This is a genomic window from Psychrobacter sp. DAB_AL43B, assembly GCF_900168255.1.
In the GTDB taxonomy this organism is placed as follows: Bacteria; Pseudomonadota; Gammaproteobacteria; order Pseudomonadales; family Moraxellaceae; genus Psychrobacter.
This window is the reverse complement of sequence record NZ_LT799838.1, coordinates 1,217,287-1,241,664: the sequence shown is the minus strand read 5'-3', so window position 1 is coordinate 1,241,664 and position 24,378 is coordinate 1,217,287. Positions and strand designations below refer to the sequence as shown.

Genomic DNA, 24,378 nt, shown 5'->3' with positions numbered 1-24,378 from the left:
AACATTCACAATTTCAACCAGAGATAAGCACAAGCAAGCGCCACCGTATTCTCATAACTTTGCTTGAGCTTATCAAATCTTGTGGCAACTGCTCTATAGTTTTTTAGTTTAGCGAAAGCGTTTTCTACTAAGTGGCGGACTTTGTACAAGTCCCAATCCATATGGTCGTTAGAGGACTTCGTGTTTCGTTTTCGAGGGATGTTATCACGCGTCCCTGCTTGTTTAATATGCGCCCGCAGTGCCTCAGAATCATAACCCTTATCGGCGCATACGGTCACTGTTGCGCTCAAATCTATGTTATCAATTAAGTCTGGTGCTATCTTCACATCATGAGTGGTGCCATCTGATAAGATAAAAGTGATTGGGTTACCATGAGCATCAACCGCTAAATGGATCTTAGTGGCACGTCCTGCCACACTTTTGCTAATACCTTGCAGGTTCTCATTACCACCACTGCTATGCTGATGCGCTTTAATATGAGTACCATCGATAAATACCCATTCGAGGTCTGAATCTTTGATTAATAAAGCGAACAACGCAATCAACTTATTACTGCGAAACCAGCGTTGATAAGCTTTGTAGATGGTATTAGGCTTACCAAAATTCTCGGGTAAGTCACGCCAAGGGCAACCAACGCGCATTCGATAAAGTATACCTTCAACTGTTTGTCTTAGATTTCCTTTGTCATAAATATTCAGTTCTAGTAAGATAGGTCTTAGTCTAGTCCAGTGTTCATCTTTGAGCATGGTACGAGGCATAGCGAACGTGATCTTTTGGTGTGAGAACTTAAAGATTAGACGTTCGCTATTTTTTTTGCCAACACTTTATCGCCAATGTTCAACACGCCCTAATAGCCCCGATCTCTATCGTTGCTTGCAATGCACAATCACCCTCTTCAGAACCTGACCCCTGCCGTCAAATCCGTACAAACAAACTTGGGAGATTTTAATTACGCAGCTTGACGATAATAGTCAAACCACACCTGTCTTGGCGATTTATAGCCTAAACTCTTTTGAATCCTCGTCTAATTGTAGTAGTGAGCTATGCTGAAGAAACCGTACAAGTAAACTTGGTAAACTAAGCACAATAACCGGAGTTTATCATGACCAAGAAGATCAGAACTTATAGCACCCAATTTAAAGCAGAAGCCGTTAAGAAGATAGCAGACAATAACGGTAATATCTCAGCTACCGCAAAGCAGCTTGGTATCGCCATGCAGACCTTATCCAATTGGCACAATAAAGCTAATCAGGGCAAGCTTAAGGGCACTGAGCAATATAATCCTGATCTTATGAGTGCGCTTGAAGAAGTGAAACGGCTCAAGCGACAGCTTAAAGTTGCCGAGGAGGAACGTGAGATCTTAAATGAGGAGGGATAAAGCGAAGCACTGCTTCGCCCCGACGCAAGATGAGAGCTATGCTCGAATGAGGCCACCGCGTACTTTGCGAAAAACAGTTAGTAAGGTACGCCTTTATTAAAGACAACCAGCCCCTCTTTAGCATCACCACTATGTGCCGTGTATTGAACGTTAAAGTCTCAAGCTACTACGACTGGATAAGCCGTGACATCAGCGACCAACAGATCCATCGCAACCACTGTGAGCTACTGGTTAAAGCCGCTCACAGTGAAACAAAGGAGCGCTACGGATATGAGCGTCTACATGCCCAGCTGACTGAGCAAGGGCATGATATTAGCCCATACATGGTTAGAAGTATTAAAGAAGAGTTTGGCATCAAATGCCGTCGTCATAAGCGCTTTAAAGTCACTACTGACTCAAACCATAATAAGCTGGTCTATGGCAACTTATTAAATCAGCAGTTTGACATGCAAAGACCGAATCAGGCTTGGGTTAGCGATATTACCTACATTTGGACTGCTGAGGGCTGGCTGTACTTAGCAGGCGTTAAAGACTTATGTACCAAAGAACTGGTTGGCTATGCTATCAATAAACGCATGACAGCAGATTTGGTCTGTCGTGCATTGAACATGGCTATCAAGAACAAACAACCTGCTAAAGGGCTAATCGTTCACTCTGACAGAGGCAGTCAGTACTGTAGCCATGCCTACCACAAGATTATCAATCAGCATCAATTTACGGGTTCAATGAGTGCTAAAGGCAACTGCTACGACAACGCTCCGATAGAAAGCTTCTGGAGCGTATTAAAGAATGAGCTGGTATATCATAAAGATTACAAAACCAGATTTACAGCCATCAACGATATCATTGGCTATATTGAGCTTTACTATAACCAAACGAGGATTCAAAAGAGTTTGGGCTATAAATCGCCAAGACAGGTGTGGTTTGATTATTATCGTCAGGCTGCGTAATTAAAATCTCCCAAGTTTGTTTGTACGGATTTGACGGCAGGGGTCAACTTTATGCATGATGCCCTAACCGATGGTCGCGCCTTTAGACTGTTCAACGTGATTGATGATTACAACCGAGCAGCCTTGACGGTAGAGATTGACTTCTCACTACCCGCCCAAAGAGTCATACTGTAGTGGCATAATAAATTAGGACAGCACGTAAGAGGTTTATACTAACCCAAAGAGGAAAATAGTATGACCAACAAACGCAATCAATATACCCGAGAATTTAAATTAGAAGCCATCAGCTTAGTTGTTGATCACAACCGCACCATACCTGATGTGGCCGATTCCTTAGGGATAGGTAAATCCACCTTGCAGAAATGGCTGAGTCAATACCGTCAAGAAATGAGTGGCCAAGCACCTAAAGTCGGCAACGCTTTAACGGATGAACAGCGAGAACTTCAAGAATTGCGCAAACAAGTTAAGCGGCTGACTATGGAGCGTGACATTCTAAAAAAGGCTTCTGCTCTGCTGGCATTGGACAGTCTGAACGGCTATCGTTGATAAGAAATCTGGCAGAGCAAGATAAACAGGTGAGTAAAAGCCTTTTGTTCAAGCTGTTTGGCGTGATGAAAAGCAATTACTACTATGGCATGCAGCCCAAGCCCATCAGTCTTGAAACCGTCAAGCACAAGGCATTAATTCGTCAAATATTTAACGACTCAAAGCAATCAGCAGGCGCTCGCAGCATTGCCGCCATACTAATGAATGAACACGGCATCAAGCTGACCCGCTATATAGCAGGTAAATTCATGGCGCAGATGGGGCTTAAAAGCTGTCAGTTAAAGATGCATAAATACAAGCACGCTGACGAGGCGCATAAAACGCATCACAATATCTTAAATAGAAATTTCAGTCAAACAGCACCCAATCAAGTCTGGACGGGCGATGTCACATATATTCGTATCAAAGGCGGCTGGTGCTATTTAGCTGTTGTTTTAGATTTATATGCCCGTCGTATTGTTGGCTTTGCCGTGTCAGATTCGCCTGACAGTATGCTGACAACCAAAGCGCTGCAGATGGCATATCAGACGCGCTTACAGCCAATTGGAGTGCTGTTTCACTCTGATCAGGGAACCCATTACACCAGTAAGAAGTTTGCTGAATCCGTGGCGAGTTGTGAAGGTATGACACAGAGTATGAGTCGTCGTGGTAATTGTTGGGACAACGCGCCTACTGAACGCTTCTTTAGAAGTTTTAAGACTGAATGGATGCCAAAGGGCGGTTATGAGAATATTACTGAAGCTAAGATCGCCATCAGTAATTATATCTGGGGCTATTATCAAACCGTGAGACCGCATACTTTCAACGATTATTTAACACCGCTAGAAAAAGAGAAACGATACTTTAATAAAAACCTCTTATCAGGTGTCCTAAATTAGTTGACCACTACACTGCTGAACTGGTAGTGTTTTCAGTCAGCTTATCGGTGCTGTATGTCCATTCAGTTGAGCCGTCAGTGACAATATTACTGGTAAATTTATTTGCGGCTACATGAATGACTTTTAATTGCTGTCCCGCTAGTGCTTTGACAATGGCTATGCCTCTAGCATTGGCTTTTCTAATATCAGAGGTACGACCACGATAGACGGTTTTAAACTCGTAATTAGGGACAGGCTTTTTATTCTTATCAACGAATTTCAGCTGTAGCGTGCCTACAGGAACATTTAGTACTTTGGTCTGTCCGTTTAGGTCACCAGTAACGGGGAATGCCATGCTGTAAATGGATTGTTTCTTATCACCGTCATCGTCAAGGTAGACGCCAATAGATTGACTGACATCTGCTTTTATACCTGAGCTATTAGTTTTATGCGGTTTAACGTTATTTTTATATTCAAGATGGTAGGTTGAATTTAGTAATGGCTTTCTTGTATCTGCTTCTACTCGCTTTATGTCGATATTAATAGAAGACGACTTGTTCTCGACTTAAAACCTTCAATTTATATCGATTTAAATTTAAATTATTTATGTGATTTAATCCACACGCTCATAGTTGATACCCATGTCTGTATTAACTAATTTATACTCAAAACCAAATTGTTCTTTGAAACTGTTGATAGTTTCTTTGTCAGCGTGGCTGTCCTGACAAGAATATGAACGAGTTAGCTTCCAATCAGTATCGATATTGAAGTTCATCATACATACATCATCTATACGAATATTCTCTTCTCCAAGAGTATTGAAATCTATATCAGCGAACTCATTAGGGTCGATACCTAGCTTATTTAGCTCACTATCCTGAAAGTCATAATTTAAAAGTCCTAGAGGAAACGATAATACGGGGTAACTAGAATTCTCTTCGTTATCTGTTTTAATTGAATAAATATGAAATGATTGATTTGGATATACATCTTCATACTGATCATTCTTGAAAGTAATAAGAAACGTTTCTTCATCATTGAATGAAATAAGACCAAGAGGTATGTATTCATCGTTCCAGATTTTACTTTCTGTAAATCTATTATCGCCTTCAACATCGAACATACCATTATCAAACTTCTTTATGTTTAAAAAGTCTTGATTAGAAATTGGTAATGTTAAACACGGAACTTGCGCTAGCTCTTCGATTTGCCAATCTGGTATGGTATTGTGACATCCTGAATCATTGTTGTTTGAAACCTCGACTAAAGCGTTATCATTTTTATCAAAATTAATAGTATCAGTGTTGTCAACTTTATCTATATCTTTATTATTTATTTTAATAGCATCGTTAGTATCAATTTTAGCAGCCTCTTCATTGCTGACATTACACGCTGATAAAGCGATACAAAATAAAGCTAATGATAAATATTTCATTTTAAATGTCCTTTTTAAATATCTTCAAGAATGCCACGCGATTTTAAACTGTCTGCTGAACCTTGATTACCAAGGTGTAAATGATCGTGGTGGTTTTTCCAAAAAGTTGTACCTTTTAATGCGGGTACACCGCTTTTAGCTGAAGTACCTGTATAAAACGTTTGAAACCCGTAGGTTTTGAATACTTTTACCCACCTTTCGTTCTCGGCTTTATCGAATCTTTTTACATGATCAGGTGTAGTATAAACAGGACCATTTCGATGTACGTTATTTATACCTAAATAACGAAAATCCCCTGCACGTCCATTAAAATGAGATGAACTTCCCTTAGATTCAGCCTTACGATTACTCCAACCAGTACCTTCATATTCTTGATATCCCATTTTCATTAACGCACCAAGTGTGCCAGCCATAGTTAAACCATTTAAGTAATATCTTTCCCTAAGGTTTTCACCTATGTATGCAGGAATGTGCCATTTATATCCTAACTTCTTATCAGAGCTGATATAGCTGTCATGTTTTCTTTCATCTACCAAATAAATATCACCTCCATCTGGAATATTTCCCGCTTTTAGGCTAAGAGTACGAATATAAGCTGACTTACCCAAATTATGCTTACCTCCATTCTCATCGTAATAAATGAACTCAGCATAACTTTTGGCGTCGGCATTCTGTCTTTTTATTTTGCCATTGTGATAGATATGATAGCGTGTCGTGTCACTTGCTGCTTTATCTGTGATAACAGTAGTAATAGGACGACCATTCTTCTCTGTATGACTCTCTTCCGTTACAGGACTTGGCTTGGGTTTGGTTACCGTGGGCTTAGTCGGTGGCGGATTATTTTCTGGTTTTGGCGGTGAGCTAGGGTTTTTAGTAGTCGTTGTCGTAGGTCTACTTACTCCCTGCGCTTTATTTTTTGCTGCCTCGTTAATGTTAATAGTCTGGGTCTGTGCTCCCTTGATGCAGCGTAGTGTCGCTAATGGTTTACCACCCACTAGTCCAAACTTATAGACAAAACCAACGAGCATTTTTACATTAATCAAACCTTGACTATTGGTCTGTTTGACAATTTCTCGTCCTCTATAATAAATGATAAACCTAGTATTTTTAACAGGCTGTTTATTATGATCTTTTATTTCTATATTGAATGCTTCTACAGGCAGTAAAGCCCTTATTGTTTTACCTTGATGACTGCTACTCACTTTAAAATGGGCGACTGCTTGTAGTTTGCCATTGCCAGCCACACAGACTTCTATATCTTGACCGACTTCTGCTGTGATATTAGATTCTATACCCTGATTGTCAGTACGATGCTCTTTGGGTTTGCTTTTATAGATAAGGTAGTAGCGCAAATTGGTAATGGGTTTTTTGGTATCACCTTCAACGACAGTGATATTAAAGGTAACCTCTTTTGGTGCTGTAGACGAGGAAGGAGGTTGAGCTTGTGGTTTGCCATTTTGCTCATTACGTTGATCTTGAGGAGATTTGTCTGGTACAGGGCGCGGTTTCGGGCTACTTGGTTTGTCTAACTTACCCGTTGCTTTAATGCTGCCTGTTATGTCTATAGTATAGTTTTGTCTTTTACTGGCTTCTTGGATAATAGTGCTCGATTTGCCGTTAACGGTAACTTTAATGACAGCACCAGGATGACGAACGATAACAGGGATTTTGCCGTCTTTATCGGTTGTATAGGTGTTCTTAATTTTGCCTATTTTTGAGTAGTGTTTTCCAGCTTTATACTCAGACTCAACTTGTACTGCAACACCTGGTACAGGGCTATTATTATCTTTAACTGTAATATATATTTTGCGGTTGCAACAAGACTCTAGATCGTAATAGTTAAGCAAATCCATATAATCTTTTACACTTGTGCCGTTTCCATCTTTTTTATTTAGAGAACCACCAGATAAGGCATACTTTTTTAGTTCTCCATAACCAACTAAATGAGAAGCAGCAATGCAGCCAGATTCGGTGAGTTCAACTTTATTTATGGTTATACCGAAAAACTCATTTATATTATCGTTTCTTATATAATTACAGTTTTTATTGACGAGAATATTAATAGCAGTTAACTGATGTCGTCTTCCTCTAAGATAATCCGCTTTAGACTTTACTCCATCTTTACCAGTCCACCTGCCAACCCAATCATTATTCTTGATATTTTTCTGGAAGGCACTATTTTCATCAAGACTAAAAGGGTAAGGTATAGTAAAAAATCCTGCATCATAAAGAGCAGACTCTCCAGTTTGAAAATACCCAATATACCCTCTATTTCCTGGCTGGTTATGAACCTCTTGACGTTTAATATTAATTGGGCTGTTATCAGGCTGATTTAAATCAGAACTGGTTTCTCTACTAGACAATGCATAGAAAAAGCCTTGACGATCAGATGGATAAGTAATTTTATTGACTGGTTTGACAAAGCTCATTCTTTCCCCACTTATTATTTTTAATAACTTTGTTCATCTATATACTGATCAAGAATAAATTTTCCTTTTGAAAAACTATCTAAGTCTCCAAGGTACTTACGTTTACCTTCTGAGATATGTTGAAGAGAATTAGTACGTGTTACTGTTACCAAAACGCGTTTGTTTTTCTTTGTTTCATATATATAAAAGACATACAATGGACTGTTTTTATCATATAGCTCGTAAATTATTACATTGTTGAAGCCTAATGTTCTTACTTGAGTACAGTAATAAGGGCTCATTAGCCAGCTAATCTTGTCCCATCCCATTCCGTAATACTCCAGATCATCTTCAAGGTCCTGCCAAGTAAATCCAAAATTTTCCTGATCGCACGTTCCTTTTGAATCATGAATGGTATTAAACTCTAGTTTTACATTTTGATTCGTTTCTAAATTACTTTGGTTTTTTGGCACAATGACAGGCGTTATTGAAACTTTGGAAACTTCGGTCAAAGGCTTAGCACTCACACAGCTGATAGAGCTGGCAGCTAATGTTAAAGATAAGAGTACAGTTTTAAACAAATTATTAATTACCAAATTCATAGTAGTCATCCTCTAGATTGTCATCTAAGTTAGTATATGAATCAGGTTGAGATTCAGTCGTATCATCGTCCTCTTCAGGAGCACAGCATTCCTCGTCCTCATGGTCATGATTACTATTGTCAATCTCATTTTCTATCATCAGGAGCTCTCCAGCATCCTCATGACCAATAATAACAATTTCAATCTCATCTTCTTCAATTCCAAATATTCTAGGCGTTCTACCATCTTCAGGTAACACATCGTAAAACTCTGTTCCTTTAGAACGATTAATGATTTTGTACTGTCTACCTGCTGTTAATATATCTGCCTCTAATAGCTGGCTAAAATCAAAACGACGACTAAACAACCCCGAAGTTGGCAAAGCAACCACTGGCGCATTCACCTTAGTCCCCGCCACCAAACTCTTCTTCACCGCCTTGATCTTAATCGTCCCCGGGCACACCAGCTTAATCCCGCTGTCATCAATCGTAATGGATGCTCCTGCTGAGGTTTGCAGCTTAATACGCTTCGGACTGGACAGGTTCACCTGACCCGACTCACTACCAATCGTCATCGACTGCTGGCTGTGTAATTGCAACTCACCACCCTGTGCTTGTATCGCTAGTGGCTCTCTATTGGCACTGATATGTAATCCTGACCGATCGGCTTGACCACCAACCCCAGAGAGCGAATCAATCGTATTTGCCGTCAGCGTATAATTGCCTGCCACGACATCCGACTGGGTGCTGCCTGATTGTCTGACTATTGTTTTCGCCGTCCATAGCGTATTACTTGCGGAAGCAAGGATACTGTCTTTGCTGACCAGCGTCACATCGGCTGCGCCTAACACTTCCGTATTTAGCGTCTCATCTATAATTTGTGCGCTGGTTTTAAAGGCCTCTATCGTTTGGTTGGTATTACTAAGTGCTGCCGTAGATTGCAAGTGTGCCTGCTTGACCTCCTTGAAGATTTCACTCAGTTCAATGCCCAGTTTTAACTGGCGTTGTCCGGCGTCATTGACCCACGCTGACTCATGCTCCGTTTGGCTGTGTCTTAATCTGAAAGTAGAGAGCAGCACGCCTGACTCGCCACTGATTTGTAAGCCATGATCGCTTGCCAGATTAATCCCTTGGCCACTATCGCTAGATTGATGGTTGCTATAACGATGACGCAGTATGCCAAGCTCTAATACATGCTCATCAGGGGCAAAGGTGGCGCTAGAAGTGATGGTTGGCGTCTCAGCATTGGCTTTGCTGCCCGTATTCACCGTCCACTGCATACCAATCTGGTTTGGCGTATCATCAAAGCTTAGGCTCACCTCAGAATCAGAACTCAATCCATACTGGGCAATACCTGATAGCCAGCCACTGTGTCCATCATCGTCATTGATTTGCGAATGACCGAGGCCACCACCATGCCATCTAGGAGAAGATCCGCCTTGTAAGTTGTGTTTATTCGATAGTCCGCTATCACGAGTGGTGATGTCTTTGTCATCGACATCGCCCATACCGATACCGTCGAACAGTGCGCGGCTAATGACGGGACTGTCAATATCACCGTACCAATGGTTAAGGAGTACTGACTGTCCCAACCGCGGGGCGAACTGCCAGCCATGAGTGCTACCCGATGACAGTTGTAGTGCACGTAGCGGCGGGGTAGTACCGTCATCGTGAGGACTGATGCCTGACCAAACGGGGGTGGTCATGGTTTGTTGTAGATTGTCAGTGCTGACACTTGAGTCATAACTTGGTGTAGTAGCGCTGCCAGTACGCGCTTGGGCGAGACCATGATAGGTGCTGCTGACAAAGGACAAAGAACTGGGATAAGGGCAATAGGCAATGGAGTACTCTAGCAGACGCGCGGATACCCAAACCCCAGTATCGCGAGCGATGATGTAACCGTACTGAGGAATGGAGGTAACAGGGCTTAGGTCATTAGCTAGATTGTTGATCTAGAAGCTAAAAGGACAGTCTACAGAATCTACATTGGCAAAAAAAATCATTTGATAGTTATAAGTATTATTAACACAAATCTCTGTTCTGTTGACAGTGTCAAATTGCTCTGAGGTCATGCTAATAGCATGGGTGAAGTCAATTACTTGCTGAGGAGATTCTAGATCCCTTGCTAAATCATTAGCACTGAAATTTATAAAAGCAACATTATTTTCAATTTTCACCTGAAAGCTATCATTACTAAAATTACTTGTTTCAAACCCTAGTTTTTCCTCCTCTAGTGTTACACCGTTCAAGTACTCTTGGATGCTGTTTTTAGTGGTGAATCTTTACTCACATACCGAATAACATAGCTTGAGTTGTCTGAATTTGAGTTTTCAAAATAAATTTTTACAGCTATTTTACCTTCGACAGATTTTCCATTCATTTTATTGAGGTAGCTTTTATAGTTTTCGGCATATATTTTTCCAATAATTGGATTAGGTTCATTTGCAAGATGAGGTTCTGTATCAGATACTCTTTCGTCTTCAAAGGGAAATGGAAAGTACTGATCACACTCTTCTTGATAGCATCCGAAACTGTATTTAGAGCCATCATTACATTCTGCATAACCATAAGCCCCAGCATTCAAGTCAATTTTACAAATATTATTATCTACTTTAATATCATCAAATTCCATTGCGCAAGTAGTAATAGAATTCATAATATAAATGTCTCGAGATGACTCTTGCGTAATTAACGGAATCAGATGTTTGATATCATCCGTAGATAATGACCACAAAATACCCTTTTCAGGTATGTCGTTCGCAACTGTAGTATCTGTGTCAACACATAAGGTTTGGTAAACTTCAGCCTCCTCTTGACAAGCAGCTAAAGATACTAGAATTAATAATACGCTTATAGTTTTATAAATAGTCTTTGATAGCATTGTATACTGTCCTCCCTTCACCTTCTGTCTTAGCCGCAACATCCTCATGCACTGCTATATTAGATTGATCCAATCCATAATGAATAAGTAAATATCTTGTGAGGCAAGCAACACTTTGAGTCTGGTCAGTAGTTAATTTTTCCCATCTGACGACTGGTCTATCCTTAGTACCCATTGTCGTTTTACCATCTCGGGCTAAAGGCATACCAACGGTAATCCTCCCAACCATAAGACACCTAATAAATAGAATTAAGCTGCGTGGTTTAGTTTCTGTATCGGCGTAAAGCGGCCATTGCCCATGTTCGGGCGCTCATTATTATAGTGGTACAACCAGTCCTCTGCTTGCTGACGGACTTGATCTAAAGTGGTAAACAACTCTTGGTTTAACCAATCATAGCGCATGGTTCTGTTGTAGCGTTCAACATAAGCATTTTGCTGTGGATTGTCAGGTTCAATATAGCTTAAGATGATGCCTTGTTCTAGTGCCCAGTCTTTTAGTGCATTGCTGATGTATTCAGGTCCATTATCACACCTTACTTGAACAGGCTTACCTCGGTATTCAATTAACTGGTTCAGACTGCGTATGTAGTGGTCAACTAATTTAGGACACCTGATAAGAGGTTTTTATTAAAGTATCGTTTCTCTTTTTCTAGCGGTGTTAAATAATCGTTGAAAGTATGCGGTCTCACGGTTTGATAATAGCCCCAGATATAATTACTGATGGCGATCTTAGCTTCAGTAATATTCTCATAACCGCCCTTTGGCATCCATTCAGTCTTAAAACTTCTAAAGAAGCGTTCAGTAGGCGCGTTGTCCCAACAATTACCACGACGACTCATACTCTGTGTCATACCTTCACAACTCGCCACGGATTCAGCAAACTTCTTACTGGTGTAATGGGTTCCCTGATCAGAGTGAAACAGCACTCCAATTGGCTGTAAGCGCGTCTGATATGCCATCTGCAGCGCTTTGGTTGTCAGCATACTGTCAGGCGAATCTGACACGGCAAAGCCAACAATACGACGGGCATATAAATCTAAAACAACAGCTAAATAGCACCAGCCGCCTTTGATACGAATATATGTGACATCGCCCGTCCAGACTTGATTGGGTGCTGTTTGACTGAAATTTCTATTTAAGATATTGTGATGCGTTTTATGCGCCTCGTCAGCGTGCTTGTATTTATGCATCTTTAACTGACAGCTTTTAAGCCCCATCTGCGCCATGAATTTACCTGCTATATAGCGGGTCAGCTTGATGCCGTGTTCATTCATTAGTATGGCGGCAATGCTGCGAGCGCCTGCTGATTGCTTTGAGTCGTTAAATATTTGACGAATTAATGCCTTGTGCTTGACGGTTTCAAGACTGATGGGCTTGGGCTGCATGCCATAGTAGTAATTGCTTTTCATCACGCCAAACAGCTTGAACAAAAGGCTTTTACTCACCTGTTTATCTTGCTCTGCCAGATTTCTTATCAACGATAGCCGTTCAGACTGTCCAATGCCAGCAGAGCAGAAGCCTTTTTTAGAATGTCACGCTCCATAGTCAGCCGCTTAACTTGTTTGCGCAATTCTTGAAGTTCTCGCTGTTCATCCGTTAAAGCGTTGCCGACTTTAGGTGCTTGGCCACTCATTTCTTGACGGTATTGACTCAGCCATTTCTGCAAGGTGGATTTACCTATCCCTAAGGAATCGGCCACATCAGGTATGGTGCGGTTGTGATCAACAACTAAGCTGATGGCTTCTAATTTAAATTCTCGGGTATATTGATTGCGTTTGTTGGTCATACTATTTTCCTCTTTGGGTTAGTATAAACCTCTTACGTGCTGTCCTAATTTATTATGCCACTACAGTCAGCACTGACAACCTACAACAAACCATTACTACGCCCGTTTGGTCAGGCATCAGCCCTCACGATGACGGCACTACCCCGCCGCTGCGTGCATTACAACTCTCATCGGGTGCTTCGCATGGTTGGCAGTTCGCTCCACGTCTTGGACAATCGGTACTGCTTAACCACTGGTACGGTGATATTGACAGTCCGGTGATTAGCCGATCACTGTTCGACGGTATCGGTATGGGTGATGTGGACGAGAAAGACATTACCACTCGTGACGCTGGGTTATCGAATAGACACAACCTGCAAGGCGGATCTTCTCCTAGATGGCATGGTAATGGTCTGGGTCACTCGCAAGTTAATGACAATGACGGCCACAGTGGCTGGCTAACGGGTATTGCCCAGTATGGACTGAAAACAGATTCTGAGGTGACGCTTAGCTTTGATGATACGCCCAAGCAGATAGGACTGCAGTGGACGGTGAATACAGGCAGCAAAGCCAACGCTGAAACGCCAACCATCACTTCTAGCGCCACCTTTGCCCCTGATGAGCATATATTAGAGCTTGGCGTACTGCGTCATCGCTATAGCAATCATCAATCAAGTGATAGTGGTCAAGGTATTAATCTGGCAAGCGACCATGGCTTGCAAATCACCGGAGAGTCAGGCGTACTGCTCTCCACCTTTGGTATCAGGCATAGTCAAAGCGAGCATGAGTCGGCGTGGGTCAATGATGCAGGACAACGCCAGCTTAAGATCGGCACTGAGCTGAGTGAGACCTTCAAAGAGGCCAAGCAGGCGCACTTGCAATCCACGGCAGCACTTAGTAATGCCAACCAAACGATAGAGGCCTTTAAAACCAGCGCTCAAATTATAGATGAGACGCTAAATACGGAAGTATTGGGCGCAGCCGATGTGATGCTGGTCAGTAAAGACAGTATCCTTGCCTCTGCTAATAATACGTTATGGACAGCGAAAACTATCGTCAGACAATCAGGCAGCACCCAGTCGGATGTGGTGGCAGGTAATTATATGCTGACGGCAAATACGATTGACTCGCTCTCTGGGGTTGGTGGTCAAGCCAGTAGTGATCAAAATGGGTCAGGTCTACATATTAGTGCAAACAGAGAACCACTAGCGATACAAGCCCAAGGCGGTGAGTTGCAATTGCACAGCCAGCAAGGTATGACGATTGGTAGTGAGTCGGGACAATTAAATATCTCCAGTCCGAGGCGCATTAAGCTGCAAACGTCAGCAGGGGCATCACTGACGATAGATGACAGCGGTATTAAGTTGGTGTGTCCGGGGACGATTAAAGTTAAGGCGGTGAAGAAGAGTCTGGTTGCGGGGGGTATGTCTCAGACTAAAGTATTACAGTTTGTTGATTCTGTTATTGAGCGAAATAACTATTTAGTTGATAACGATACAGGAAAAGTATTAAGAAATCGTCGTTATCGCCTGATAGATGCGCTGACAGGTGATGTAGTGTTAGGTAAATCTGATGGTGCTGGTAAGGTTGATGAGTATCAGCCAGATATGATATTTGAGATATTACCTGAGATGGGCCGTACTTACTCTCAAGATGTAGGAGCTGTGCCACCTGTGTTGGTCGAAGAGGATTTTGCGGCAGCGGCTAGTAAGGGTAAAGGCAAAGTATTAACCGCAAAGGAGATAAGTACAGAGAAAAAGGTAATTGATGAGTTAAAGTTGAAAGATGCAAGCTTCAAAAAAGATTATGATCAGTATATCAAAGATGGTGGAGAGCTAGATTCAGTTCCTATTGTTCCTATTGTTCCTGATGGTGCTAAAATAATTACGTTCAACAATTTACTTAAGTTGAAGCCAAAAACTGGCAGTACTGGCAACTACAAATATATAAACGGATTTGCCGCTAATGAAACAACATTTCATGACACTATTAAAAAAATTTTAGATGATGGTTATCTACCTAATCAATATTTCTACATTTTTGCTCACGCTTCAAGTAAAAGTCTAAGAGTAGGTAGCAACTATATTAATATCAGCCAACATCCTACTGCATCTGAAAAGAAGAAAGCAGTTAGTGCGTTTGTCAAAGATCTTATTGAAAAACAGGGTTATGTAAAGAACAAAACCCTTATTCTTGTGTCTTGTAATGCTGGCAATGGTACGTCCAAAACTATCGGTCAGTTTCTCTCTGAGCATAAAGACATTGGTACAGTTTATGCGCCAACTTCACTAACTTGGTACTCACCTAGCCCCAGATTATATAGCTGTGCAAGATGGAAAAATATTACAGGCAAGAGTTCGGAGCGTAGAATGTTAGGACATTTTAGAATTTTCAATAGTGCCCCTATTAAATAAGGTAAACAAGCTATGTATCCACATATGCTATTGACAATGACAGCTATTGTGTTGCTTTCAATTATAAGCGCTTGTGACAGTTCCAATAACGTATTTAAGGAGAAAGCAATGTATAGCAAAGACAACGAGGCATTAGATAATGGAGTTGGTAAAACTCCTACAGAGATTCAGCAAGAGCTTAATCTTCCAGCTGATCGACCTTTGAGTTATGAAGAAGCATTAAGTTTAAGAGCCAGTAATATTAATTTTATGCATGAAGATGAGAATAAACTGACTTTATTAGAACAATATGCTAAAGATCCTAAGGAAATAAATGCTAAATATGTGTGGGCAGTTTATCAAACGTGGCACGAACAGGAACAAGATGTAAAAAACTTAGGATATCAAACCATATTCAAGTTAGCCGAACGTGGTTATCCATATGCCTGTGCAGATGTGTATGTTTGGAGTGTCAATTTCTCAGACGAATTTTTTAGAAATGATCTTAAAGTTGATAAAAAGGAAATTCTTGAAATCCAAGACTTTTGCTTCGAAAAAGCATTAGAGATCAATGCTAATGAGATCAAACAGTTTTATATAAAAAAGTTTCTATTTAGTTACGGAGATGATGATGATGAATATGACAAACTATCCCCACAGCTTATGAAAAATGCTGACAAAGCGAGACTCAATAGGGTAAAAGAATACTTATTGGATTATCTATTTTATTGGACAAATGATTTCTATGGTGATGTACCAGCTAATAACTTAGCAGATACTGATAAAGCTTATCAATATCTGCAAATACTGGCTTATGACCCATACAGTTTTGATGCAGTAGAAGCCTGTGCATGGCTCAAGTATTTCCAAGGAGATATTTTACCATTTATTCAGAAAAATCAACTAGCAGCTTTATCTACTAGAAAAGATTCGCTTAATAATACAATTAATTTTATAGAGAGGAAGCTCAAAAACGAGGAGTTCGACCAGCAACAGTGTCAAAATCGCTACCTAGAGATTAGAGATACCCCGCGTGATAGTGAAGCTAAGTCTCGAAATTTTTATTAATAGAAATGCATAAATTTAAAACGAGAAACGAATATAATTTGGCTCGAGCCATCTAAGTGGAATGATGGAAGTAATGCTGCTACCAGTTGGGTTCATTATGACGTAAGTAGATATGAAGAAAAGTATCTAAAAAATTCATTTTTTGCTAAAACTGTTGCAGGTATGATTGGTAGTGACTTAAGTACTCATGCCAATAATAAAATGCTTGCTTGCGATGGTGACTTTATTGTAAAAAGTAAATCAAAGAATACAAAAAGTATAGGTGGTATCGTTGGTAAGGTTATTGCATTACATGAAAGCGAAGGTGGACGCTATGATATTTTTAATAGGGGTGCTGTAGGTAAGTACAAATGGACATCGGGATATGAAAACATTGGAGATAGAACTATCGACGAGTGGCGGGAATTGGGTGCTTTAAGTGGTGATAATAAAGCTAAACGTTTTGCAATGGGCAAATATCAAATTATACCTGATACATTAGGTGAAGTTCAAAAATCATTAAAATTATCAGGAAGCACTAAACTGACTCCTGAAACACAAGAACTGATGTTTTTAGAACATTTTATTAAAAAGACTAATATTATAACTGCTATTAAATCTGGTAGTAGTAAAAACATTGAATCCGCTGCTATAAAAATAGCTAAAATATGGGCTTCAGTAGGAGTTCCATTTGATACTTCTAGAATTGCCTATAAAAAAGTAAATGGCAAATCAGTTCCATATACTATTTATCTCAAAAAAGGTCAGAGCTATTGGTCTGGCACAGGTAGAAACAAAGCTCATACTCCACCAGCTTTAGTAATAAAAGCATTACAAGATATGCATAGTGATTATAAAACTTTAATGTCTCAAGGTTTAAGTTCAGAAGAAGCTTTTGAACGAGTTATGTCAGTTGATAAAAAATTATTCTAGGAGTACTTTAATCAAAACTGAGCTATGCTGAAGAAACCGTACACCTAAACTTGGTAAACTAAGCGTATTCACAGGCGTTTACCATGACTAAGAAAGTAAGAACCTACAGCTAGTCAGGTACGCCTTTATTAAAGACAATCAGCAGATATTTAACATTATCACTATGTGCCGTGTGTTAAGCGTCAAACCATCAAGTTATTACGACTGGAGTAGACGCGATATCAGCGAGCAGCAGATACATCGCAATTATTGCGAGCTACTAGTTAAAGCCGCTCACAGTGAAAGTAAAGAGCGTTATGGTTATGAGCGTTTGCATGCAAAGCTAACAGAGCAAGGCCATGACATTAGCCTATACATGGTGAGAAGCATCAAAGAAGAACATGATATCAAATGCCGTCGTCACAAGCGCTTTAAAGTCACCACTGACTCCAATCACAACAAACTAGTCTATCCGAACATACTAAATCAGCAGTTTGATGCTAAGCGTCCTAATAAAGCGTGGGTCAGTGACATCACCTATATTTGGACTGCTGAGGGCTGGTTGTACTTAGCTGGAGTCAAAGATTTATACACCAAAGAGCTGGTCGGCTATGCGATCAATAAGCGAATGACCGCAGATTTAGTGTGTAAAGCATTGAACATGGCCATCAAGAACAAACGTCCAAGCCAAGGGCTGATTGTACATTCAGACAGAGGTAGCCAGTACTGTAGCCATGCTTACCACAAGAACATCAAACAGCATCTGTTTACAGGCTCAATGAGTGGCAAAGGTAATTGTTATGACAATGCGCCAATAGAAAGCTTTTGGGGCGTGTTGAAGAATGAGCTGGTATATCATCAAGACTATAAGACCAGATTTGCCGCCATTAACGATATCATTAGGTATATTGAGTTGTACTACAATCAAACGAGGATTCAAAAGGGTTTGGGCTTTAAATCGCCAAGACAGATGTGGTTTAATTATTATCGTCAGGCTGCGTAAATAAAATCTCCCAAGTTTGGTTCTACGGATTTGACGGCAGGGGTCAATAAGTATTAAGCATAAAAAAGCCAGACAGCTTAGGTTGTCTGGCTTTTTGTGTGCATCATCTATTAAAAACATTTCAAAGCTTCTATGCCACTACAGACTCTACCTCTTACGTCCTGTAAAGCACTTTAACCACATGCCAGCCAAATTTGGTTTTTACTAAATGTGGGGTGAAGAGTTCGCCGTTGAAGCAGACTTTATCAAATGCGGGTACCATTTGCCCTTGTCTAAACTCACCTAAGTCGCCGCCTTTTTTACCTGATGGACAGGTTGAGTGTTTCTTAGCCAGCACATCAAACTGGGCGCCTTTTTTAAGCTTGACAATAATGTCGTCAGCCAGTTCTTTGTCTTTTACTAAAATATGCAATGCGCTAGCTGTACGAGCCATAATGTAAACCTTTTATAAAATAACGATTATTGAGGCATTATATCACTACTTACTTTGATTGCTAACCTCACTTGTATGCTCTACTTTATCAAAAGTCATTATCTACAAGGCGCTAGTCTTTGGATAGAATAGATACCTTTTGAGTGACGCTGCCACTACCAATCAATTTATAGTCACGAATACCACTACCGCTTAGAACTTCGACCTTTTGCAGGGCGCTTGCCATTGGCAGCAGGTTTGCCCTTGCCGCCGGATTTCTTGCCATCACCAAAAGGACGCCTATTTTTACCTTTAGAATCCGCTGGTTTTCTAGCACCATCTTTGGGGTGTTTAATATTGCTCTTTGCTGTTCCCGTAGATTTTGCAGACGCTTTTGAGTTTGAAGAATTATTACCAGAGTTTTTTCGAGGCGTATTACGAGATTTCTTAGCCGGAGTACTGTCTTCCGAAGAAGAACCTTCTATAGATTCAAGTAAAACAGACATCTCTTTTTGGGTTAAGTCTCGCCAATCTCCAACGGGTATACCCTTAAGATTCACATTCATAATCCGCGTACGCTCAAGCTTCACGACTTCATAGCCAAAATGCTCACACATACGACGAATTTGACGGTTCAAACCTTGCACTAGCGTGATATTAAACACGGTAGGTGCCACCTTAGTAACCGGGCATTTTTTCGTCATCTTCCCCAAAATAGGTACGCCACCAGCCAAACCTTTAATGAAATCATCCGTTATCGGCTTATTCACCGTCACCACATAATCTTTCTCGTGGTTATTGCCAGCACGTAATACCTTATTAACCAGATCGCCATTACTGGTCAAAAAGATTAAACCTTGGGAATCTTTATCCAAACGGCCAATCGGGAAAATACGTACGCTATGTCTGACAAAATCAACAATGTTGTTTTTCTCGGAGCTTTCCGTGGTGCTCACAATACCGACTGGCTTATTTAATACAATAAAAACAAAGTCATCAGCTTCTTTCGGCTCAATGAGCTGGCCGTTCACTTTTACCGTATCTCCAGCAACCACTTGCGCACCCACCGCAGCACGCTTGCCATTGAGGTACACATTGCCTTGTTCAATAAAGCGGTCAGCGTCTCTACGAGAGCAAATACCGCTTTCGCTGATGTACTTATTTAAACGAGTCGAGGAAGTGTTAAACATAAAGTGCCATTTTTACCTAATAAAAAGCCTTTCTTGCTAAGAAAAAAGCCTAAATTGAATGAATAATTAACAACGAGATGGCTCACATTATATAGGAGATTCAGTGCCCATTTCAGGCGAGATGGGCAAAAACTTAGAAATATACCCAGAATCATATAAAAGGTTATTGTGATTAATATATAAGAATAATTTTTCCATAGTATTTTTGATTTTAATGATGCGTTATATTTGTATAACCTGATCAATCTGACAACACAGACGCAAAGCACTAAAGGCTGCTAAACTTGACGTTTTAGGATTTTCGACCAATGGTAATCCCGTCATACTAATCTCAAGCTTACCGAATACGCCTTCAGCGGTTATATGATGAACGTTGTGCTCAAGCGTTGGGTCAGCGATTAACTCTACAATCGTATCATCGAGGCCAACGCCTGCCAGCGCAATAGTAGCAGCAACATTTGAATTATCAGGGAATAAAGCAGCAGCTTCTCTAGCAGTACCCGTAAAGAATACGGTAGGCTCGGCTAAATTATCGTAGTCAATAAGCTGGTCAGCATAACTTCCTTGCCAACTCGATGGGTGCTTTCTACCTTGATAAACCACATCACTGAGTCCTGCCAAACTCGCAGCGTTTATGCCATCAATCCCAGCAACTGCCCCCGCTAAGATATGAATTTTTACACCGCTCGCTTCTGCAGTATCAGCGAGCGATACAGCGAATTTCTCATCAGTAAAGGCACCAACAGAAACAATCCCAAGTGGTATGCCCTGTTCCAATATTTTAATAGCATGTTCTTTGAGCCCATTCTGACCCGACATCTCAATCGCCAAATCAGGCATTTTTACCAAATCGTCTACCGAAGTAATCACTTCTATAGACTCACTTATTTCAGCTTTTAACCTCTCTGCGCTTCTGGTGCTGGCTAATACTGTCGAGAGAACAATGTTGTCAGGCAGCATCTCATGGACTTTCCTCGCCATCGATCCATAGCCTATGAACATCACGCTTTTCATACTTACTCCTGTTTATTGTTTTTTATACTTCTTTGCTCAAACTACTTGAGACATCAATCACTGAGCCTATAGTATAAGAAGATAAAAGTAACTATGTCCATTACATCAATTATGTTAATAGATGGCACGCCCTAAGGCAATGACAGTAGGCTTTTATGATGTTATTCATCTTATGTTGAACGGTAAGCGACTATTTTGACTACGTGTTGCAAAGTGGGCTACAAATGGTACAGTAGAGATAGGCAGGTCTTAGCTTTAATATAATTATTACGACAGAAACTTTGATTTTGTAAAAGGAGTTGAATACTGATGAGCGGACCTAAACAGGCATCTATTCATATTCGTTGTGATTACGATTTAGCCAATGAATTTAAGCAAGTAGTCGAGAAAAACGGCTATACAAAGTCGCTTGTTCTGCGTGAGTTGATGCAAGATTATATTAACACCTCCAAAAACCACAGTATGCGATCCGAACAGGATGTAATGAGACAGGTTCTGAAAAAAGGCAATACAATTAAAGCAGCGCCTTTAAAAGATATGACAGCCGACGAGCTATTGAAGCTAGCTATAAGAATGGCTGAAAAACATATATAACTTAGCTACTTATACCCTACTTATCTATCTAATAATCGAAGGCAAAGTTGTAGCTAAAATACGCCAATGCCAATGTGATTTGAATTTCACCTTAGAGGTAAAAAAGGGTGCTAATACCAGAGAGTATTAGCACCCTTTTTTATTCAATATTTTTTATATAATAGTGTTATAACTATAATTTAAATGCATGCACTGGCAAGATTTTCTAGCGGCCAAACTATTTTTCAGCCAGTAAAATCTGCTGCCAAATCGCCACCTCATCATACATTACATATTCGCGGCGTAGTCCCCAAGGCCCAAACTCAGCATGGCAGGCTCCCATGATATGTACCTCTGCGCCAGTTGGTTGTCCAAAATGTCCATAACCTTCATGCTTTCCAGTTAATGACCATCGGATCGCTGCACGAGGTGACATAAGCTTATCTTCTCGTCCAATCTGGTGGTGAGTCTTAAATTCAGCATTAGGAAATGACGAACGTAATCCTAACCAAAAAGCATCAACGTCACCATGCGATATACCTGAAACACCACCTGGATACTCGCCTAAACAACAACGATCGTACTCATGTGGAATTAAAGCAAACTCTGCATTCATTAAGCGAGTTAAAATATCAGCATACTTCTCACCCCATTCATTGTCGTTACCACGGCCTAAATAGGGACCGTCTTGATCAATATTTGGGGTAAATGGTGGTTTGACAATACCACTTTTCTCTTGCATTTCAATAACTTCTTGCGCGCGATCTTTAGGTGTTTGCCCCATTTGGCGAGCGATTGCCCCTTGATCTCTTATCAGCCACTCATCATCAATCTGGTTGTTTTTTGCATGACAGTCAGCAATGACTCGAAAACGAATTTTTTGACCCGTTTCAACATGCGTAGCAGTGGTGATTATACGATGTGAAGATAGCATACCCGTCTCTGGAGTACCGCTCCAAATGACATCCTCACCAAGCAGTGTACGGTTAGGAAACTCTGCTAATACATTCATGGTAGCGTTTATCACGCCTTGATTTCCGAAGTCTATACCTAACGGCGTTCTAACAACAATATCAGGGGCATAATAGTCGTGTAGAGTGTGTAAGCCACGATTTTCCCAAATTTCATTAGTAATTTTTAATATATAATCAGGAAAATCGCTAAACTTTTCATCGAATCCTTTCATAAATTTCTCTTTGTTTAAAGTAAGTATTAATAGATTGATTTTATTTATCAAATTGACGATAGCGTGCCTTATTAAATTCGCGCATTCGAGCAAGGACATCTACGCCAACTTGTTTATAAGCATGTAAAATATCCACAAGTACCCAGTTCTCACGAATTAAGCCATCCTCACAACGCCAAAAGTCTAAACTACGAAGCGTTATTTCTTGTCCTGCAGGTGCAATACCAAGCCATCCATCGTTAGACACGGTCATTGACATTCCGGGCCAAGCTGTGAATGCGACATAGTCCCCTTCAGCAAATAAATAACCATTCTCTTCAATCGTTTTACGGTTTGGCATAGCATTTAAGAACGGGATTTGATGCCAATTACGAAAACCTGCGATACCTCGACAGGCACCAATACCAGAAGGTCCATACCAACTACAACGAGGATGCCAATATTTTTCTAACTTCATGGCCGAGACACCACCTGTAGAAGACTCGCCTAAACTATTCAACATATCAAGTACCAATTGTTGGCTACGCTGACTGTGCTCAACAGGATAATCTTTTCCTACTAGGTTTCCATCAAGGGTAGCAGGTGCTGATGTGATACCTTCACGTCCAAGGCTTTTTACCATTGGCCATGCTCCCGCTTGGTGCATCACTTCAGGTATATCCCAAAGTGCTTGCATTTCAACAATTCTGCCATTTTCAAAGCGATAAAACTCATGAAAACGCATGGTAACTTGATGTCCTGTTGGAGGAATATCAAGCCAGCTTTCCATAAATGTACCTGTGTAATAACCTGCGCAACCTACCCAATCGGTATTACTATTATCATTCCCAGCCATGCTGCTACCACTATTGCCAGCCATCACAATAAAAGTACGCCGCTCTAAATCTGGAATGGCTTGTTTTAATGGCTCAAAACCTTCAATAAATAAAGCACCACGGTTTTTTAAGGTTTCTAGTGGGTAAGATAATTGAATGACAGCAGATTCAGCAAAGATGTCATCTATTAGAGACCTCACTTTCTCACTATCATAATTGTATAGTGCTTGATTAAACCTCTCGATTTGATGTTTATTTTGTTGTTCTGCTGTCTTTTTTATCATCTGCTTTCCCTTGCGTTATTCCTTAAATATTAACAATTAAAAATCTAACAAGTGCTAAGTTAAATAATCATAACCACACCTACAAGAATCTTTCTAGATAAAGCTGTGATTAATCGCACTTGAGCAATTTATTTCATTACCTTAGGCGTATGGGCTAAATCACCTGATTTAGTATCAAACTTTTCCCAACCATGACCATTAAAAGGATCAACACCCAGCTGCATCATAATAGAAGGAAAATCTACCATTACGTAGTTATCGACGATCTTTCCATCTTCTACTTTCCAAAAATCCATATAGCGAATAATAATTTTTTTGCCTGTGGGTTCTATACCCATGAATTCACCGCTGTGAACTGCTTCTTGACGACCAAATGCTGCACACCACTCGCCTTGGGTTAACCTTGCTTCATCAATACAAACTTTCTCAGAGAATGCCTGCTGAAACGGGCGCTGCCAACCATTCTGAAACTCTTCTAAGCCTTCTTTATAACCACATCCTGCATTACCCATCCAGCGAAAACTTTCGGCAAAAAATCGCCCCATATTGTCAATATCATGATCGTTCAAACCATCAACCATGGCATCAATCACACCTATGGTTTCATCTGTTTTACTAAGATCATTATCTTTTGTTAGTATGCCTTGCTCTGGACGTTTTGATATTGTCATAGTATTTCTCTCTATTAAGTTAATATATAAAGGTCTTTTTAAGCTTTAGCGTTGGCTTTTAAATATTAATTGTTATGC

Annotated in this window: 22 protein-coding genes and 4 pseudogenes; 9 read left to right on the top strand and 17 right to left on the bottom strand. The window is 40.5% G+C overall.

Features of this window, described 5'->3' with window-relative positions:
* Positions 1–5: 5 nt before the first annotated feature.
* The gene (locus DABAL43B_RS05400; protein ID WP_079690684.1) at positions 6–758 is read right to left on the bottom strand and encodes an IS5 family transposase; all 753 of its coding nucleotides are present in this window, start codon (positions 756–758) and stop codon (positions 6–8) included.
* Positions 759–1,102: 344 nt separating this feature from the next.
* On the opposite strand from DABAL43B_RS05400, the pseudogene DABAL43B_RS05395 reads away from it, so the two are divergent.
* From DABAL43B_RS05395 to DABAL43B_RS05385, 4 genes and pseudogenes are all read left to right on the top strand, one after another.
* Positions 1,103–2,328 (top strand): annotated as a pseudogene (locus DABAL43B_RS05395) (IS3 family transposase).
* Positions 2,329–2,370: 42 nt separating this feature from the next.
* Positions 2,371–2,496 (top strand): annotated as a pseudogene (locus DABAL43B_RS14145) (IS3 family transposase); the annotation flags it as partial.
* 66 nt (positions 2,497–2,562) lie between these two features.
* Positions 2,563–2,874, top strand: coding sequence for a transposase (locus DABAL43B_RS05390; protein ID WP_079690625.1), 312 nt, complete (start codon positions 2,563–2,565; stop codon positions 2,872–2,874).
* On the top strand, positions 2,871–3,752 hold the full coding sequence (locus tag DABAL43B_RS05385; protein WP_171996307.1) for an IS3 family transposase: 882 nt from the start codon (positions 2,871–2,873) through the stop codon (positions 3,750–3,752). Before DABAL43B_RS05390 ends, DABAL43B_RS05385 begins: the two co-directional genes overlap by 4 nt.
* Positions 3,753–3,759: 7 nt before the next feature.
* Here the strand turns inward: DABAL43B_RS05385 and DABAL43B_RS05380 are convergent, their stop codons facing one another.
* From DABAL43B_RS05380 to DABAL43B_RS05330, 10 genes and pseudogenes are all read right to left on the bottom strand, one after another.
* Positions 3,760–4,086 carry a hypothetical protein gene (locus DABAL43B_RS05380; protein WP_079691420.1) on the bottom strand — a complete coding sequence of 109 codons (327 nt, stop codon included), beginning with the start codon at positions 4,084–4,086 and terminating at the stop codon, positions 3,760–3,762.
* Positions 4,087–4,344: 258 nt separating this feature from the next.
* The gene (locus DABAL43B_RS05375; protein ID WP_079691419.1) at positions 4,345–5,166 is read right to left on the bottom strand and encodes a hypothetical protein; all 822 of its coding nucleotides are present in this window, start codon (positions 5,164–5,166) and stop codon (positions 4,345–4,347) included.
* 14 nt (positions 5,167–5,180) lie between these two features.
* Positions 5,181–7,595, bottom strand: coding sequence for a hypothetical protein (locus DABAL43B_RS05370; protein ID WP_079691418.1), 2,415 nt, complete (start codon positions 7,593–7,595; stop codon positions 5,181–5,183).
* A 20-nt stretch (positions 7,596–7,615) separates the two neighbouring features.
* On the bottom strand, positions 7,616–8,176 hold the full coding sequence (locus tag DABAL43B_RS05365; protein WP_079691417.1) for a hypothetical protein: 561 nt from the start codon (positions 8,174–8,176) through the stop codon (positions 7,616–7,618).
* Positions 8,160–9,968 carry a DUF2345 domain-containing protein gene (locus tag DABAL43B_RS05360; RefSeq protein WP_079691416.1) on the bottom strand — a complete coding sequence of 603 codons (1,809 nt, stop codon included), beginning with the start codon at positions 9,966–9,968 and terminating at the stop codon, positions 8,160–8,162. Before DABAL43B_RS05360 ends, DABAL43B_RS05365 begins: the two co-directional genes overlap by 17 nt.
* A 138-nt stretch (positions 9,969–10,106) precedes the next feature.
* The gene (locus DABAL43B_RS05355; protein WP_079691415.1) at positions 10,107–10,403 is read right to left on the bottom strand and encodes a hypothetical protein; all 297 of its coding nucleotides are present in this window, start codon (positions 10,401–10,403) and stop codon (positions 10,107–10,109) included.
* On the bottom strand, positions 10,400–11,035 hold the full coding sequence (locus DABAL43B_RS05350; RefSeq protein ID WP_079691414.1) for a hypothetical protein: 636 nt from the start codon (positions 11,033–11,035) through the stop codon (positions 10,400–10,402). Before DABAL43B_RS05350 ends, DABAL43B_RS05355 begins: the two co-directional genes overlap by 4 nt.
* A gap of 249 nt (positions 11,036–11,284) precedes the next feature.
* A pseudogene (locus DABAL43B_RS05340) lies at positions 11,285–11,620 on the bottom strand (integrase core domain-containing protein); the annotation flags it as partial.
* An 11-nt stretch (positions 11,621–11,631) separates the two neighbouring features.
* A complete protein-coding gene (locus DABAL43B_RS05335; RefSeq protein ID WP_171996307.1) occupies positions 11,632–12,513 on the bottom strand; it encodes an IS3 family transposase in 882 nt (293 codons plus the stop codon).
* Positions 12,510–12,821, bottom strand: coding sequence for a transposase (locus tag DABAL43B_RS05330; protein ID WP_079690625.1), 312 nt, complete (start codon positions 12,819–12,821; stop codon positions 12,510–12,512). The genes DABAL43B_RS05335 and DABAL43B_RS05330 overlap by 4 nt, the downstream gene beginning before the upstream one ends.
* A 257-nt stretch (positions 12,822–13,078) precedes the next feature.
* Between DABAL43B_RS05330 and DABAL43B_RS05325 the strand changes: the two genes are divergently transcribed.
* The 4 genes and pseudogenes from DABAL43B_RS05325 to DABAL43B_RS05310 form a co-directional block, all read left to right on the top strand.
* Positions 13,079–15,214 carry a DUF2345 domain-containing protein gene (locus DABAL43B_RS05325; protein WP_145952500.1) on the top strand — a complete coding sequence of 712 codons (2,136 nt, stop codon included), beginning with the start codon at positions 13,079–13,081 and terminating at the stop codon, positions 15,212–15,214.
* 108 nt (positions 15,215–15,322) lie between these two features.
* On the top strand, positions 15,323–16,261 hold the full coding sequence (locus DABAL43B_RS05320; protein WP_145952499.1) for a hypothetical protein: 939 nt from the start codon (positions 15,323–15,325) through the stop codon (positions 16,259–16,261).
* Between the two features lie 162 nt (positions 16,262–16,423).
* Complete coding sequence (locus tag DABAL43B_RS05315) at positions 16,424–17,173, top strand: hypothetical protein (protein WP_079691410.1); 750 nt, start codon at positions 16,424–16,426, stop codon at positions 17,171–17,173.
* A 106-nt stretch (positions 17,174–17,279) separates the two neighbouring features.
* Positions 17,280–18,155: pseudogene (locus tag DABAL43B_RS05310) on the top strand (IS3 family transposase); the annotation flags it as partial.
* A gap of 154 nt (positions 18,156–18,309) precedes the next feature.
* On the opposite strand, the gene ppiC reads toward DABAL43B_RS05310, so the two are convergent.
* The 3 genes from ppiC to DABAL43B_RS05295 all read right to left on the bottom strand — a co-directional run bounded on the left by ppiC (position 18,310) and on the right by DABAL43B_RS05295 (position 20,771).
* Positions 18,310–18,588 carry a peptidylprolyl isomerase PpiC gene (ppiC, locus tag DABAL43B_RS05305; protein ID WP_079691409.1) on the bottom strand — a complete coding sequence of 93 codons (279 nt, stop codon included), beginning with the start codon at positions 18,586–18,588 and terminating at the stop codon, positions 18,310–18,312.
* Positions 18,589–18,773: 185 nt separating this feature from the next.
* A complete protein-coding gene (gene rluF, locus DABAL43B_RS05300; protein ID WP_079691408.1) occupies positions 18,774–19,757 on the bottom strand; it encodes a 23S rRNA pseudouridine(2604) synthase RluF in 984 nt (327 codons plus the stop codon).
* Between the two features lie 222 nt (positions 19,758–19,979).
* Positions 19,980–20,771, bottom strand: a complete 792-nt coding sequence (locus tag DABAL43B_RS05295; RefSeq protein WP_079691407.1) for an aspartate dehydrogenase — start codon at positions 20,769–20,771, stop codon at positions 19,980–19,982.
* A gap of 309 nt (positions 20,772–21,080) precedes the next feature.
* Between DABAL43B_RS05295 and DABAL43B_RS05290 the strand changes: the two genes are divergently transcribed.
* Complete coding sequence (locus tag DABAL43B_RS05290) at positions 21,081–21,365, top strand: hypothetical protein (RefSeq protein ID WP_079691406.1); 285 nt, start codon at positions 21,081–21,083, stop codon at positions 21,363–21,365.
* A gap of 217 nt (positions 21,366–21,582) precedes the next feature.
* Here the strand turns inward: DABAL43B_RS05290 and DABAL43B_RS05285 are convergent, their stop codons facing one another.
* The 3 genes from DABAL43B_RS05285 to DABAL43B_RS05275 form a co-directional block, all read right to left on the bottom strand.
* Positions 21,583–22,530: an ester cyclase gene (locus tag DABAL43B_RS05285; protein ID WP_079691405.1), complete on the bottom strand. Its 948-nt coding sequence runs from the start codon at positions 22,528–22,530 to the stop codon at positions 21,583–21,585.
* A 40-nt stretch (positions 22,531–22,570) separates the two neighbouring features.
* Positions 22,571–23,629: an ester cyclase gene (locus DABAL43B_RS05280; RefSeq protein ID WP_079691404.1), complete on the bottom strand. Its 1,059-nt coding sequence runs from the start codon at positions 23,627–23,629 to the stop codon at positions 22,571–22,573.
* Positions 23,630–23,757: 128 nt separating this feature from the next.
* Complete coding sequence (locus tag DABAL43B_RS05275) at positions 23,758–24,300, bottom strand: ester cyclase (protein WP_079691403.1); 543 nt, start codon at positions 24,298–24,300, stop codon at positions 23,758–23,760.
* Positions 24,301–24,378: the final 78 nt, after the last annotated feature.